Genomic DNA, 14,583 nt, shown 5'->3' with positions numbered 1-14,583 from the left:
TATCCTTGCCTCAGCCCGCGCCACGCAGTGTCGTGACGACGCGCTTGACCACATCCTCCTCGGGCAGCTTGCGCCCGTAGTGATCGAGGTAAGCGCCGTTTGCGCCGACGAGGAAAAGCATCGTCGAGTGATCCATGAGGTAACCGCCATCGACGGGCACCTTCTTGAAGTAAACGTGGTACTCGTCGGTGATGGCACCGATCTGCGTGGTCGTGCCTGTCAGGCCGACCACGTCCTTGCCGAAGGCGCGCACATAGGCCTGCAGCCTCGCCGGCGTATCGCGTTCGGGGTCGATCGTGACGAAGACCGGCGTGACCGTCACCCCGCTGGCCTCACGTACGGCGCCGGCGATCTTCACGATTTTCGCAAGGTCCACGGGACAGATGTCCGGGCAGGAGGTGTAGCCGAAGTAGAGAAGCAAGGGCCGTCCGGCGAACGATGACTGCGTCACGGCATGCCCATCCTGGTCGGTCAACTGGAACGAACCACCCACGGTGGGGCTCGCCGCGTGGACCCCGGAAGCGACCAGGCACACGGCGAAGAGGACGAAAGAGAGACGGCGCATCAGAACGATCCGTTGAGCGTGATCGAGACGCCCAGCAAGCCGGACGTCTGCCCGCCCTGGCGTGACCTGCCGCCGGACAGTGCCAGGTCGACCAGGCCGGTCACGTGGTAGACCATGCTGGCTTCGGTGAGGTACTCGTTGGTCCGCGGACCACCAGTCGGTGAAATCTGCTTGTTCGTATGCGTGAGGCCGTAGGCAAAGCGACCGGCGTCGAAGGTGAGCGACGTGGTCAGGTACTCGGTGTCGAAGCCGGGTGTGCCGTTCTCGTTGTGCACCTTCACGTACTCGACGAAGGGCACGAGGTCCAGGTAGCGACCGGCGAGCGTCGGTCCGAGTTCGGTCGTGGCCACGAAGGGAATCATGTAGCGCACGGAGGCCACGCGCAGCTGCTCGTTCGCCGCCGTGGGCGAGGCGGCGGACACATCGCCCTTATGGTTGGTCATGTAACCCACCTGCACTTCAAGGTACGGAATGGCCGCGGGTGCGCGCCAGTTGACCACGGCGGCGGCATTGTTGAGCTTGCCCGTATTCGTCGCGCCACCGTCGGAGCGGCGCGCCTGCTGTGACGGACGCAGGAAGGAACGGCTCAGTACCGACGTGTCGGCGGCGTAGAGACTCAGACTCGGTGCGATGGTGCCCCAGTTGTCCGTAAAGAAGCGGTACTCATAGGTGCCGCCATTCATCCCGCCCAGTGCGTACGGTGCGACGAAGTCAGAGGTGTAAAGTCCCGGCGCGGCATCCTGTGCGCGTCCGAACGGCACGTCGAACTTGCCCAACCGGAAGGACGAGACGTAACCCTGGTGGTACCAGTTGACGTCGGTAATGTTCAGGCCGGTGCCACCGAGCCAGCGGCGCTCGCCGGGGCGCGTATCCGTCACCGGGCTGACTTCGCTGCCCACCCAGATCTCGTCGATCGTGGTCAGTCGGAAGTGCACCGCCGTGGTGATGTCGAAGTATCCGTTGGTGGTGACGTTATGTGGCTGATTGGGCACGCGCAGGCTGGCAAAGTCGTACTGGATGGCCGTGCTGTAATCCATGCCCAGACCGGGGTAGCGGCCGTTGCTGGCCTGCGCCTGCCCCGCAAGCGCGAGTGCGAGCCCCATGCCGACGTAAGCTGCGCGCCGCTTCACGGCCTGACCTCAGGCGCCGGACCGAGCGGACGGCTTGCGTTGGACGGAGGCGTGAGCGGATTCCCCCCCGTGTTGCGCAGGTACGTGCACATCTGGTTGTCGCCGTAGATGCCGCCGAGCGGTTCGAGCTTCACGGCCTCCTCGTACTCGGCAGGACGCACCACCTGGATCACCTGCATCATGCCGCCGTCTTCGTGCTCCATAATGTGGCAGTGATAGACGAACTTGCCGAGGATGACCGGGTCCGTGAAGGGAATGAGCACCGTGGTCGAACCCAGGGCGGGAATGAACACGTTGTCGCGATAGCCGATGAAGTCGACATCCTTGCCGTTGATCTTCGTCACCTGGAAATCAAGCTGGTGGATGTGGAACTGATGAAGTTCCTGGCTGGGATTGACCAGGGTCCATTCTTCGACGTCGCCCAGTTTGACCGTGGTGTCCACGCGACCGATGTCGAACTGGCGGCCGTTGATGAAGAAGGCGTTGGGGTCGGAGTCGGAGTCCTGGAAGATGAAGCGACGGTGGTTAGCCGGCGTCACCTTGCGCAGGTCGGTCACGGCGGGATACGGACTGGTGATCGTCACCGTCTTCATGGGCTCGCCCGACGAAACGAGCGTACCCAGTAGCGCGCCGGCGTACGTGTCGCCCGCGGGACCGGTGTTCGCCGAACCCAGCTTCAGGGGATAGGAACCGGGTGCGGGGCCCGTCACCAGGATACTCACACGCGCCGACGGGCCGATCAGCATCTCGTCGACGCCGACCTGCTTGACCACCGTATCGGCGTCCTGGGACAGCAGTTGCATGTGCACGCCGTCGATTCGGATGCGGAAGTACTGGTTCGCGGCGATGTTGAACAGATGCCAGAGCTGCGTTTCGCCCGGATGAATGCGGATGGTCGGCTGGAACTGCCCGTTGATCGTCCGGATGGAAGGCGCACCGGTGACGATCTCGCTGGCGAGCGATCCAGTGAAGGTCTTCTGGAAGTTGCGCAGCACGAGCGCGCGCTCGCGCACGTCCTTCAGTTCCGGGAACTGGTCCTTGATGCCATCGACGAGGATCGGCCCGGCGAGGCCACCTGACACCTGGTGCTCGGCGCCATCGTGGAAATGGCTGTGGTACCAGTACGGTCCCGGCGAATGGTCGTCGGGCAAGCGCAACACGTACTTGCCCACCTCGTGCGGGCCAGTGGTGCGAAAAATGCTGTCGCCGTCGTCGAGCGGGGACACCTGCATGCCATGAAAATGCAGGTTGGTCATCTCGTCCATGCGGTTGTCGAGCGTGAGCGCAATCGTTCCGCCCGGACGCGCACGGATGAGCGGTGCGTCGTAGTCGTCGTTGAACACCAACGATGTGTAAGGCGTGTTGCCGACGAGGATCTTCGACTTCGCGGCGACCAGGGTGACCGTGGTCACGCCGTTCGCGTCGTAGGTGAACTCGCGCGGTGGACGCAGGTCGTCGGAGGGCGGGTCGGCCAGAGCCGTGCCTGCAAGACATGCCAGGAGGGCGAGGGCCGCCGCGCGCAGGGGCCTGCGTCTGGTCATGCGTCTAGTGCCGCTCGTTCTGGTTAGCGACATCCGCCGCAAGGCGCAACTCGTCGTTCGCTTGCTCGAGCAGGCGCTTGGCATTCGCCGCGTGTCCACCCAGGCGCGAGTCGTTCATTTCCTGCGCCTCGCTCACCAGATGCCAGGCCTGGACGATGTTTTCCTGGGCCTGGCGCAGGTTGCCGTGCCGGTTGCCGATGTCCACCGTCGGACCCTGCTGGGCCTGCGTGGCGCAGCCGAACACCAGCGCGGCGCCGACAGCGGCGCCCAGCAGAATGGACTTCTTCATCGTGGAACTCCCCATGACCGGACAGACGCCGACGCACGACGCGTCGACTCCCCTTCCCGCTCATGGTGTCGCCCAGGGCACGAATGGTCTTTCGGATATGCATGGCCGTTTTCCGATTCGAACGGCCCAGGCATGCCTCGCCAAGGTCTGGACAGTCCATTCGTTCTAAGTAGATTTTCGGCTCTCCGCACGAGGCGACAGGCGTACCGTCTTGTCAGTCGGCGAGACCGGGGGCCGGACCGATCATCCTGACCCTCGGGGCCCCGACGCGGAGGACGGCAACGTGCGCCTGGACGAGACTTCATACGCGCTTGCGCGCGACCTCACCGCCTCCACCGCCGTGCACCTCGAAACCATCTGGCATGTCCCGCCGGTCCTCGCCCGGACGGCACCGGGCGTACTGGCCACCCGCTGGATCGACCGGTGCGGCTCGGGTACCCGGACCGCCGTCATCCCGACGGATCGTTATGTGGTGCGCGTTTTCCTGAGCGCGACCTCCATGCGACTGATGGCGGACGGCCGAACCGTCGTGAACGGCGCGATAGCCGCAGGGAGTGTGCACGTCAGCCTGCCGGGCCAGGCGCTGACGATGTGCACGGATGGTCCGGGTGACAGCCTCCAGTGGTATCTGCCGGCATCATTCGTCCGCGACGCTGCCAGGGATATGGACTGCGTGGCTCTGCTTGACGGCGCAACCTTCGGTGGCATGTACCGCGACAGTGCCATCGAGCAGCTGGCGCTCGCGCTGCTCGCCGCCAATGCGGGGTCTTGCACGCCGGGCACGGCAGGGCATTTCGCGATAGCCGTCCTCAGCCGCCTTTTCCAGCTCGCCAGCACGGCCACTATCGACGGGCTCGACCCGGTGAAGCTGGCGATACCGCGGTGGCGCATGCAGCGCGTGGACGCGTACATCGGCCAGCACCTGGGCGATCCGATCAGCCTGGCCGCGGTCGCAGCCGCGGCGGGGTTATCGCCCATGCACTTCGCCGCACGCTTCCGCCTGGCCACGGGGCAGCGTCCGCATCACTACATCCTGCGCGCGCGTATCGAATACGCGAAGGCGCTGCTCGCTTCGTCGGGGCGGTCCGTCGTCGAAGTGGCCGGCGACACCGGCTTCCGCACCCAGGCGCACTTCACCACCATATTCAAACGCTTCACCGGCGCCACCCCCTGCGCCTGGCGACGCGAACGGTCTTTGGGAGATCTATCTTCTGTAGGAGCCGATTCATCGGCGATTGGGTGCTAGCTGCGACCTTGCCCTTGTGGGAGCCGCTTCAGCGGCGATCGGGTGCTAGCCGCAAGCTTGCCCGCTGCCGCGGGATCGCCGATGAATCGGCTCCCACAAGGATCTTCTCCCACAGGAGATCTGGGGGCTTAAGGCGCCGGATGCGCCACGCCAGGCGCAGCCGAAACAATCCCGATCAGCTCCGAAACGCCCAACCAGAGAATCTGCAGCCCGATGCAGAAAATGAAGAATGCGAACAACCGCATCACCACCTGGGTGCCCGCCGTACCCAGCTTGCGCTCGATGGGCTCGGCAAAGCGCATGCACAGGTAAATGCTCGCGGTGATGATCACCAGGGCGATACCCACCGCCGCGAAGTGAATCAGCGTGGGTCCCGCCCGCGGCGACCCCGTACCCAATGCGATGGCCACGGCAATCGAGCCCGGGCCCACCGTTAGCGGCAGTGTCAAAGGATAAAAGCAGGGATCGCGCCTGCCGTGGCGATGGTCTACCGCGGCAGCCTCGTTTTCCTGGTCCTCCTCGACGTCGTCAGGCGCGTCGAGCAGCCGCCAGCCCGCCATGGCCACGACCAGCCCGCCGGCCACGCGAAGCACCGGTATCGAGATACCGAAGAAGCCGAGTACATAGGCGCCGACCAGCAACGATGCGAGCAACAGCGCAAAGCTGTTCATCGCCACGCGGCGCGCCATGTCGGCACGCTCGGCATCGGTCGCATGCGGCACGATGCTGATTGCCATGAAAGCCGCCGCGGGCGGATTAATGATGGGAAAAAGACTCGCGACGATCAACAGAACAGTCTTGGTCAGCTCTTCCCACATGGGGCACTCCTGAAGGTATGTGCTGCGACGCAGGATGACAGATTCGTGTCACTTGCCGCATCCTCGCCGCCGGCGCGTCAGGGGGCGCGTCGCCACATCATTAAACGCAGGGATAACGATGAATTATCGACGCATGACGCCGTGTCTTGCCGTGCCCGCGCTACAGCTACGTCCGCTGGCCACCGCATGTGCCATGGCCCTCCTCGTGTTCTCCGGCAGCGACGTCTTCGCGCAGGAGCAGACGCCGTCTCCCACTGCGGCACAAAATGAGACGCCGTCCACAAAACCGGCAAAAACCGCGAAAGAAAAGGAAAAACACGCTGCCAACCCGGACGCCGTGAGCAATCTCGACGCCATCGTCGTCACCGGCATCCAGGGCAGTATCCAGAACTCGCTGAAGACCAAGCAGGCTTCGGACAACATCGTCGAAGCGATCTCTGCCGAAGATATCGGCAAGCTGCCGGACAGCAGCATCGCCGAGAGCCTGGCACGCGTGTCGGGCCTGGCTACGCAACGCGTGGACGGTCGTGCCAACCAGATCTCCATTCGCGGTACGCCGCCCGATTTCGCCGGCACCACGCTGAACGGCCGCGAGCAGGCCACGATCGGCGAGAACCGCGGCGTGGATTACGACCAGTACCCGTCCGAGCTCATCAGCGGCGCCGTGGTCTACAAGACACCCGATGCCAGCCTCGTCGGCCAGGGTCTTTCGGGCACCATCGACCTGCACACGATCAAGCCACTGGACGTGCCCAAGCGCACCTTCGCCGCCAACCTGCGTGGCGAGAACAATACCAATGGCAGTCTCAACCACGGTACCGGCGTCGGTGACAGCGGGCACCGCGCCAGCTTCTCGTACATCGACCAGTTCTTCGACCACACGCTCGGCCTGGCCGTGGGCTTTGCCCAGCTCGACTCACCCGTGCAGGAAAAGCAGTACCAGGCGTGGTGGTGGAGCAACAACAACGGCCCGAACGGCGCCGAAGGTCAGTGGGGAGCCGCGCACACGCCCGGCCTGCCCGACGACGTGCTGTCGCAGGAGGGCGCCCAGCTGCGCGCCAAGTCCGAGAAGCAGCTGCGCAACGGCCTGATGACCGTGCTCGAATGGGCACCGGACGATCACTACCATTCCACACTCGACCTCTACTACTCCACGTTCGACCAGAAGACTTACCTCAACGGCGCGCAGTGGTCGAGCAGCCCGTACGACAATGTTTCCTACTCGAACATCGGCACCGTACCTGCGCAGCCCTACCCGATCGTCACTTCCGGTCACATCGACGGACTGAAGACGATCCTGCAGAACGAGTACACCAAGGAACGCGACAAGCTGTTCTCGGTCGGCTGGAACAACCAGTACGACTTCGGCAACGGCTGGAACGCCACCGCGGATCTCTCGTATTCCAGCGCGAAGAAACACCTGCACGACGCTTACCTGTTCGCCGGCCTGCCCGGCCAGGCGACGTCGTCCACGGACTTTCAGACCAGGCGCGACGAAGGTTTCCCGGATTTCAGCCCCGGCACGGACTGGTCCGACACCTCCGCCGTGAATTTCACCGACCCGAACAACTACGGTTACAACGGGCGCGAGGAATACGACAAGCAGAAGGACACCATCAAGGCGATCCGTCTGGAAATCAGCCATCCGGTGGGCTGGATCTTCAGTGACTTCAACTTCGGGGTGAACTACTCCGACCGCGAAAAGACCAAGCAAGCCGACGTGCTCTTCGCCTGGCTAAATGGCAACGGGTCCACCTCGGACGATTACGTGCCGGGCTTCGCCGCGCCGATCGACCCATCCTCCCTGAGCGGTATCACCGACCTGGGTTACGGCGGCATCCCCGGCATCGTAAACTACAACGTATTGCGCGCGCTGAGCGACCAGTTCTACGAGACCGAGCGTAACGGCCAGGGCGACTGGAGCCGCAATTACACCGTACGCGAGAAGGTGCCGGTGGTGTACCTCAAGTTCAACATCGACACGATGCTGGGCGACATCCCGCTGCGCGGAAACATGGGCGTGCAGGCCGTGCGTACGATTCAGTCGTCCGAAGCCCTGCAGACCAATGGCGATGCGCTGGTCGGCCGCATTGCAGACGGCACAAACTACAACAAAGTCCTGCCTAGCCTCAACCTCGTGGCCGAAGTGGCTGACAAACAGTACCTGCGTTTCGGTCTGGCCAAGACCATGGCGCGCGGCCGCATCGACGACGAAAAGGTCGCCACGTCCGCCAGCGTCGCGCTGATCACCGACGGTCCCGCCGCCGGCCAGGTGCTGTGGTCCGGCAGTGGTGGCAATCCGCAGCTGAAACCGTATATCGCGGTGGGTGCGGACCTGTCGTGGGAGAAGTATTTCGGCACGGCGAGCTACGTCGCGGCGGCCGTGTTCAACAAGAACCTGCTCAACTACATCTACAACGAAACCACGCTCGATTACGACTTCTCGCGCTACACCAACGACACGCCAACGCTTACGCCGAGCAGCACCATCGGTTCATTCACAACGCCACAGAACGGCACGGGCGGCAGGATGCAGGGCCTGGAACTGTCCGGCTCTTTCGAAGGCGGCCTGCTGACGCATGCACTCGACGGCTTCGGCATGCTGGCGAACTTCTCGCTGACCAACAGCTCGCTGCCGGTCAGCGCGGTATCCACGATTCCCGGCAGCCCGTCCACCCTGCCCGGCCTGTCGCGCAAGGTGGCCAACCTCGCCTTCTACTACGAGAAGTACGGCTGGTCGGTGCGCATCGCCGAGCGCTACCGCTCGTCGTTCACGGGCGAGGCGGTGGCTCTGTTCGACCAGCTCGGCTACCAGAAGATCCTCGCCGACAAACAGACCGACTTCCAGCTCGGCTACGCGTTCAACGAGGGCCGCTGGAGCGGGCTGTCGGTGCTGTTACAGGTGAACAACCTGACCAACTCGCCGGAGAAGACCCAGCAGATCGCCTCGCTGCCGAACAATATCAAGATCGCCCGGCCGCTCGACTACAACACCTACGGCCGCACGCTGATGTTCGGCGTCAACTACAAACTCTGAGTCCGGCTCAGCCGGGCCAGGGTGTATCCGAAGCGGGCTGGCCGAGGTGTTCCTCGGCCGGTCCCGAGCAGGCCCAGCACGGCACACCAATCTGGCAACCGACCTCCTCGTCGATATACGTCACCTCACCCAGGCCCTTGCATACCGGGCACGGCTCGTCTCCTGGTTTTGCGTGGTCTGCTACGGGCATGGCGGCGGCCCTCATGCGGTTTTCGATCCCTCGTTATACCCTTCCGCCAACGCGGGCGCGTCGATGCCGGAGAAACGTGCATGCTCAAGCAGGACCGATCGGGCCCGATAACGCGGCCATCGTTTGCACGACGCCTTCTCTGGACGATCGCAGGTGTGCTCATCCTCGCGCCGCTCGTGTATATGGGCGCCGCCGTCGTTCTCGGCGCCATTCCGTTGAATCGGGCCTGGCAGCCCGCCAACGAGGGTGTCACCGTGTGGCTGACCACCAATGGCGTCCACGCGGGCCTGGCGATGCCGGCCAGGCATCCGCAGATGGACTGGACCCGTCTGTTCCCGCCCGTGCATAACGCGCATGCGGGTGACGTCGACGACGCTGAGTACGTCACCATCGGCTGGGGTGATCGCGCGTTCTACCTCGACGTACCACGGTGGCGAGACCTCACCACCTCGACAGCGCTCAAGGCAATCGCCGGGCGTGACGCCGCGGCGATGCATGTGGAATACGGTCCGGCACCGGAGCACGACCCCACGGCACGACGCCTCACCCTGACTCCCGCCGCCTATGCAAGGCTGGTCGCCTTCGTCCGCCAGAGTGTCACCGTCGACGATACGGGTACGGCGGTGTGGATCCCGGGCCACCATTACGACATCAACGATGCCTTCTACGAAGCCAACGGCCGTTACAGCCTCTTCGTTACGTGCAACCAATGGACACGCAACGCCCTGGCCGCAAGCGGCGTGCGCGTGCCGGTGTGGTCACCGTTCGACAAGGCGCTGTTCTGGCAGCTGCGCGGCGAAGCCAGTCGTTAGGTCCGCGTGCCTTCCGCGATGGCGGCGACACGCTCACGTAGCCATCGGTGCGCGGGGTCGGCCTGCATGCGCGGATGCCACGACGCATACATGGAAATATCGTGCGTGGGGATCGGGAGTTCGAAAGCATCGAGCCGTCCGGCGAAGCGCTGGACCAGCCGCGAAGGCATGACGCCCACGTAATCGGTAGCCTCGAGTATGTCGGGCATCAGGTGATACTGCGGGACGGACACGGCCACCTGGCGCCTGCGCCCGAGCCGGTGCAGGTAGTCGTCCATGAAGCCATGAAAACCGCCGCCGTCCAGCGACACGAGCACGTGACGGAGCGCGCAATACGTATCCAGGTCGGGAGGCGTGCGGCCGCGCGGGTGACCCTTTCGCTGCGCCATGAGGTAACGGTCTTCGAGGAGCACACGGGCTTTCATCGCTGGCGGGATAAGGCTATTGATGCTGACCAGCAGGTCGACCTCGCCACATTCCAGTTGCGCACCGATACGGCCGGGATCCACCGGCCGAAAGGCCACGCAGATACCGGGCCCGGCGTGAGCGGCTATCCAGGCAACGAGGTCGACACCGAGGATGGCCACACCGTTGTCGCTCAGGGCGATCTGGAAGGCGCGCGTGCTATGTGCCGGATCGAACTCCGGCGCATGGGTGACCACGCGATCGAGGTCTCGCAACGCCGCCCGCAGCGGTTCGCGCAAGGCCGCCGCACGGGCGGTCAGGGTCATGCCGCGCCCGGTTTCCGCAGGCAACAGCAGGGGATCGCCAAACGACTCGCGCAGACGTGCGAGCTGGGCGGACAGCGCGGGCTGGCTGAGCTTGAGGCGCCGCGCCGCCCGGGTGACGTTGGCTTCTTCGAGGAGCACGTCGAGTGAGGCCAGCAGATTGAGGTCGATCCGACTGATATCCATGAAATGGATGGCTCGTATATCTGGAATCGATGTTGATTATAGGTCGACGGACCCGAAATAAGGCGCTCCCTTATCGTTGCGACGCCGCCATGGCCCGTCTTTCCGCTCCCCTGGTGCTGCGCATTCTCAGCATCTGCAACTTTGCCCTCGGAAGCGCCTCGCTGGCGGTCGTTGGCGCCCAGGCTTCGATGGTCGGCTCTGGCATGACCGTCGCGCAAGCGGCCGAGCTGGTCGCCGTGTTCGCGCTGACTTTCTCCATCGGCGCTCCGCTGGCGCAAGTCTTCATCGGTCACCGGCGGCGACGCGATGTGCTGATCGGCGGCCTGCTGGTCCTGGCTTTCGGTTCGGTGCTGTGTGCCGTCGCGCCCGGCTATGGCTGGTTGCTGGCGGCCCGCGTGCTCGCAGGTCTTGGCGCCACCGTGGTGGCTCCGATGGCTTCATCCATTGGTGTCGGCCTCGTGCCGCCCGAGCGGCAAGGACACGCCCTGGCCGTGGTCTTCAGCGGCATCGCCATATCCAGTGTTCTCTCCGTACCCCTTGCCATCGCGGCCTCGGCGGCCTTTGGCTGGCGTGTGGTGTTCGTGGGGCTGGCGGTGCTGGCCAGTGCGGCGGCTTTGCTGGTCTGGCTGACGGTGGACGACGAGTCGCGAGGCGTCCGGCTGGATCTGCGAAGGTTGTTGAGGGCACTCACCCATTCGGCCACCGGCACAGGACTGGCCGTGATCTTCCTTCAGGTCTCCGGCTACTTCGTGACCTATACGCTCATCACGACACTGCTGCGCGACCGTTTCGGCGCAGACACCGCGACCGCATCGGGCATCATGTTCGGCTTCGGTATCCTCGGTGTCGCCGGTAACTGGCTGGCGCAACGCCTGGCGTTGCGCTTCGGTGCCAATCGCCTGCTGTATGCCGCGATGGGCACGATGCTACCGGTGTTCCTCGCCCTTGCCGTCGTACCCGCCTACTGGTGGGCGCCGGTGCTGCCATTACTGGTCTGGGCCTTGTCACAGGACGTGTTCTATCCCTCACAGCAGCGGCGCGTGGTCGAGCTTGAACCGGAAATACGCGGGCTGGTCCTTGCGCTCAATTCGTCGGGACTGTTCGCCGGTATCGCCTTCGGCTCGTTTCTCGGCGGCCGCATAGCGCAGGCCAGCGGCGTCGCCTCCCTGCCGCTGGTCTCGCTGTTGTTGACGGCGCTGGCGCTGGCGGCGTTGACGGTATCCCGCCAGGCCGCACGCAAGCACGAGGTTCAGGCCCGATCGATGCGCGCCGCATAGCAGCCGTACGCCGCATAGTGCACATGTGCATAGCTTACCGAGGACATCGCGAACATGCGCTCGATCGCTTCGTCCAGCACGCTGCCCTCGACGAGGACGGCACTGGCAATGTGATCACGCTCGTCGAATCCACGCAGCGCAAGCGTACGTGTACGCAATACCTCGGGCACCTCATCGCTCACATTGCAGGCTTCGGTCGCGCCTTCGCGAATGAAGATAGCGTGGCTGGAACGATAAGGGGAGCTGGCAGGCTGGTGGGTGTGATTGAGCAGGAGCAAGGCTTCGCCGCGGCGTGCGTTGCGTAGTTCGATACGCTCGGGGTAACCCGTATCGTCCTGGGCGATGACGCGAATGACACCACGCTTTGCGAGCTGCTCTTCGTCCAGCCCATACAGCGACGTGAAGGGCTTCGGGTCGATACCGGTAATGCGGAAAGACATGGCGTGGCTCCGTGGTGGGTATGGCGCCATGTTCCACTCGCGTGCCGTACACCACCATCCGGATCTTGCGTTACGAAACGGCTTTTCCATCGCGACGAAAACGCGCCGGCGTCGTGCCCATGACGCGTGCGAAGGCCTTGCCGAACGCCGACTCGGAGCGGTACCCCACGCGATCGGCCACGGCGCCGGCGGTGAGCTCACCACGGCGCAGGAGATCGGCCGCCACATGCATACGCAGGAGGGTCAGTACCTCGTGCGGGGCGACGTTTCCTCGCGCCTCGAAGTGACGCGCGAACGTGGCGCGCGACATCGCCGCCTGTTCGGCCAGCGAGGTAACCGTCCACTCGCGCTCGGGCTCGCGCAGCATGGCCAGCAAGGCGCGACTGAGCCGGGGATCGACCATCAGGCCGAGCAAGGACGGCGGCATGATCCCGTCGCGCAACTGTGCGCGGAGTGCGAAGACGAACAAGGCCTGGGTCAGCGCCGTGACCACGGCCAGGGCGCCGGGATCCATGCGCGCCACTTCGTCGCGAAACATCCTTACGATGCCGGAAAGTGCATCCAGTCCGTGTTCGCCGCCGAGCCGTACATGGAGTATTTCGGGCAAGGCACTGAACAGCAGTCGCCCCGCGTCCGGCGCGAAGGTGAAGCGCCCGCAGAGCAGGTCGAGATCGGTATCGCCTTCCGTGTTGCGCTTGATACGAAAGGGGCCCGCGTGGTCGAGGGAGACGGTCGTGGTGACATCCCGACCGCGCAGATCGTGCACGCGGTGGCGGGTGCCCTGGGGCAGTACCAGCAGGTCACCGGCTTCCATCACCACGGTGTGACCCGGCAGCTCCATGGCCGCGCTGCCGCCCAGCACGAGATGAAATGGCGCCTCGCCGGCTTCGGCATCCACGTGGTCGAGGCTGAAGCCACCGGCCAGCTGGCAACGGAGGTCGAGGACGCCCTGGACCTGGGCAAGTTCGAGCACGCGGGTCAAGGCATCCATGAGACGTTCGCGCCAGTCATTGAGTGATATGAGTATTCATGCTCTCACTCTGGCGAGCAACACTTTCTTCGTCCCCTCCCGAGAAAGTCGCCTCCCATGAACACCACTGCCCGCAACATCCTCTCTGCCTTCGTCCGCACCGAGCGCCTCGGCCCGAACCTGATGCGCATTGCGATCGCCATCGTCTTCCTCTGGATCGGCGCGCTCAAGTTCGCTCCCTTCGAGGCCGACAGCATCACGCCCTTCGTCGCCAATAGTCCGGTGATGTCGTTCTTCTACAACCATCCCGACGAATACAAGGCGCACCTGACGCATGAAGGCCAGCTCGTGCCCGAACAGCGCGAATGGCAGACCGCGAACAACACCTATGGTTTCTCCACCGGCCTTGGTATCGTCGAATGGACGATCGCCCTGCTCGTGCTGTCGTATCCGCTGTCGAAGAAGCTCGGCCTGCTCGGCGCCTTCCTCGCTTTCGCCACAACACTGGTCACCCTGTCCTTTCTCTTCACGACACCCGAAGCATGGGTACCTGCGCTGGGCGATGCACAGCACGGATTTCCTTACCTCTCCGGTGCCGGACGCCTGGTGATCAAGGACACGATGATGCTGGCCGGTTCGTGGATCATCGGCATCGATGCGGCGAAGGCTATCCTCGCCGGCAATCGGAAACGATAACGGCGGCGACGGCAAGGCCATGCGCATATGGCGCCAGCACGATGCCCATCAAGGCGCCCGATGACGGCACGAGGCCGATGAAGCAGCACTGCACGGGATGCCGCGCTTCTTCGACCCCCTGTAAGTCACGTGAGACGCATGCGCCAGAACTAGAACGTTTCGCGTATTTCCCCGCGCACGGGGCAGGACCATCATGTTCCTACCGACGACACAAACCCGTGCCGCCGGCCATTCCCGAGGATTACCCCATGCTTGACTGGCCTGCCTACCGCAACGAGCTCGGCGCACGTATTGGTGAGATCGCCAAGCTCAGCCCGGACACAATCAAGGGTTACCAGACCTTGTCCGGTGCCGGCGCGAAGACCAACCACCTCGACGCCAAGACCCGCGAACTGATCGCCCTGGCGATCTCGGTCACCACCCGTTGCGACGGTTGTATCACCGTGCACACGGCCGAAGCCCTCAAGCAAGGCGCAACCCGCGAAGAGATCGCCGAAGCCCTTGGCGTCGCCGTCGCCCTCAACGCAGGCGCCGCGCTGGTCTATTCCGCCCGCGTCATGGACGCCACCGAAGCCTACTCAAAAGCCTGACCCCCGCCCCTTGTAGGAGCCGATTCATCGGCGAATGGGTGCTCGCGAAACCCTCCCCCGCTGCCGCG

At 64.3% G+C, this 14,583-nt stretch carries 14 protein-coding genes; 6 read left to right on the top strand and 8 right to left on the bottom strand.

Annotation, left to right across the window (positions count from 1 at the left end; genetic code table 11):
* Positions 1–10: 10 nt before the first annotated feature.
* The 4 genes from C8J98_RS04305 to C8J98_RS04290 are packed head-to-tail and all read right to left on the bottom strand — an operon-like array spanning position 11 to position 3,525.
* Positions 11–565, bottom strand: coding sequence for an SCO family protein (locus C8J98_RS04305; RefSeq protein WP_107911290.1), 555 nt, complete (start codon positions 563–565; stop codon positions 11–13).
* Complete coding sequence (locus C8J98_RS04300; RefSeq protein WP_107911288.1) at positions 565–1,695, bottom strand: hypothetical protein; 1,131 nt, start codon at positions 1,693–1,695, stop codon at positions 565–567. Before C8J98_RS04300 ends, C8J98_RS04305 begins: the two co-directional genes overlap by 1 nt.
* The gene (locus C8J98_RS04295; protein WP_107911287.1) at positions 1,692–3,236 is read right to left on the bottom strand and encodes a multicopper oxidase domain-containing protein; all 1,545 of its coding nucleotides are present in this window, start codon (positions 3,234–3,236) and stop codon (positions 1,692–1,694) included. Before C8J98_RS04295 ends, C8J98_RS04300 begins: the two co-directional genes overlap by 4 nt.
* 4 nt (positions 3,237–3,240) lie before the next feature.
* The gene (locus C8J98_RS04290; protein ID WP_199229805.1) at positions 3,241–3,525 is read right to left on the bottom strand and encodes a hypothetical protein; all 285 of its coding nucleotides are present in this window, start codon (positions 3,523–3,525) and stop codon (positions 3,241–3,243) included.
* Between the two features lie 283 nt (positions 3,526–3,808).
* Between C8J98_RS04290 and C8J98_RS04285 the strand changes: the two genes are divergently transcribed.
* A complete protein-coding gene (locus C8J98_RS04285) occupies positions 3,809–4,771 on the top strand; it encodes an AraC family transcriptional regulator (protein ID WP_107911285.1) in 963 nt (320 codons plus the stop codon).
* 128 nt (positions 4,772–4,899) lie between these two features.
* On the opposite strand, the gene C8J98_RS04280 is transcribed toward C8J98_RS04285, so the two are convergent.
* A complete protein-coding gene (locus C8J98_RS04280; RefSeq protein WP_107911283.1) occupies positions 4,900–5,589 on the bottom strand; it encodes a MarC family protein in 690 nt (229 codons plus the stop codon).
* A 118-nt stretch (positions 5,590–5,707) separates the two neighbouring features.
* Between C8J98_RS04280 and C8J98_RS04275 the strand changes: the two genes are divergently transcribed.
* Both C8J98_RS04275 and C8J98_RS04270 read left to right on the top strand, forming a co-directional pair.
* Positions 5,708–8,626 carry a TonB-dependent receptor gene (locus C8J98_RS04275; RefSeq protein ID WP_107911281.1) on the top strand — a complete coding sequence of 973 codons (2,919 nt, stop codon included), beginning with the start codon at positions 5,708–5,710 and terminating at the stop codon, positions 8,624–8,626.
* A gap of 270 nt (positions 8,627–8,896) precedes the next feature.
* Positions 8,897–9,628 (top strand): TIGR02117 family protein, encoded by a 732-nt coding sequence (locus tag C8J98_RS04270; protein WP_107911279.1) that lies wholly within the window; start codon positions 8,897–8,899, stop codon positions 9,626–9,628.
* Here the strand turns inward: C8J98_RS04270 and C8J98_RS04265 are convergent.
* Entirely contained in the window at positions 9,625–10,542 is a 918-nt protein-coding gene (locus C8J98_RS04265) for a LysR family transcriptional regulator (RefSeq protein WP_107911277.1), read from the bottom strand. The two genes, C8J98_RS04270 and C8J98_RS04265, sit on opposite strands and share 4 nt — an antisense overlap.
* Positions 10,543–10,631: 89 nt before the next feature.
* Here C8J98_RS04265 and C8J98_RS04260 point away from each other — a divergent pair, with 89 nt between their 5' ends.
* The gene (locus C8J98_RS04260; RefSeq protein WP_107911275.1) at positions 10,632–11,819 is read left to right on the top strand and encodes an MFS transporter; all 1,188 of its coding nucleotides are present in this window, start codon (positions 10,632–10,634) and stop codon (positions 11,817–11,819) included.
* On the opposite strand, the gene C8J98_RS04255 is transcribed toward C8J98_RS04260, so the two are convergent.
* Together C8J98_RS04255 and C8J98_RS04250 are read right to left on the bottom strand one after the other, a co-directional pair.
* A complete protein-coding gene (locus C8J98_RS04255) occupies positions 11,792–12,259 on the bottom strand; it encodes a DUF1203 domain-containing protein (protein WP_107911273.1) in 468 nt (155 codons plus the stop codon). The two genes, C8J98_RS04260 and C8J98_RS04255, sit on opposite strands and share 28 nt — an antisense overlap.
* Before the next feature lie 70 nt (positions 12,260–12,329).
* Complete coding sequence (locus tag C8J98_RS04250) at positions 12,330–13,250, bottom strand: AraC family transcriptional regulator (protein ID WP_107911271.1); 921 nt, start codon at positions 13,248–13,250, stop codon at positions 12,330–12,332.
* Between the two features lie 96 nt (positions 13,251–13,346).
* Between C8J98_RS04250 and rclC the strand changes: the two genes are divergently transcribed.
* Both rclC and C8J98_RS04240 read left to right on the top strand, forming a co-directional pair.
* Positions 13,347–13,925: a reactive chlorine resistance membrane protein RclC gene (rclC, locus tag C8J98_RS04245; RefSeq protein ID WP_107911269.1), complete on the top strand. Its 579-nt coding sequence runs from the start codon at positions 13,347–13,349 to the stop codon at positions 13,923–13,925.
* Between the two features lie 248 nt (positions 13,926–14,173).
* Positions 14,174–14,515: a carboxymuconolactone decarboxylase family protein gene (locus tag C8J98_RS04240; RefSeq protein ID WP_107911267.1), complete on the top strand. Its 342-nt coding sequence runs from the start codon at positions 14,174–14,176 to the stop codon at positions 14,513–14,515.
* Positions 14,516–14,583: the final 68 nt, after the last annotated feature.

This window comes from Luteibacter sp. OK325, from assembly GCF_003050935.1.
GTDB lineage: Bacteria > Pseudomonadota > Gammaproteobacteria > Xanthomonadales > Rhodanobacteraceae > Luteibacter.
This window is presented reverse-complemented; position numbering and strand designations above follow the sequence as displayed.